Below are 303 nucleotides of genomic sequence, written 5' to 3'. Positions count from 1 at the left end.
CCTTTGCGCTGTTTGTACTTCTCCTGAGCCTTCGAAGGTGAATAGGATTTACCAGTAGAATTACGGCTTAATTCTCGAGAAATGGTTGAGTAACTTTTCTTGATATGGCTGGCAATCTCACGAAGTGAGTTTCCATGATTCCTCATTAAAAAGATAGTTTCCCGTTCATCTATGGTAATATGCTTGTAGTGATCCATGGCTAAATTCCTTTCATGATTGTTTTCGCAAACATCATTTTACAGAAATTTGGCCATGGGCCATTCTTTATTTAATTAGTGTTGCACTTAAAGTGTAAATTCAAGT

The 303-nt window shown here is 37.0% G+C and carries 1 protein-coding gene; it reads right to left on the bottom strand.

The genetic code is table 11. The features are described from left to right. Nucleotides 1–197: helix-turn-helix domain-containing protein (locus tag LPKJCM_RS00835; protein ID WP_133057541.1), on the bottom strand; the 197-nt coding region annotated here is incomplete at its 3' end. Between the last annotated feature and the right edge of the window lie 106 nt (nucleotides 198–303).

Source organism: Lentilactobacillus parakefiri (assembly GCF_002157585.1).
GTDB classification, from domain to species: Bacteria; Bacillota; Bacilli; order Lactobacillales; family Lactobacillaceae; genus Lentilactobacillus; species Lentilactobacillus parakefiri.
The sequence above is the reverse complement of the archived record's forward strand: the minus strand, read 5'-3'. Positions and strand labels throughout refer to the sequence as shown.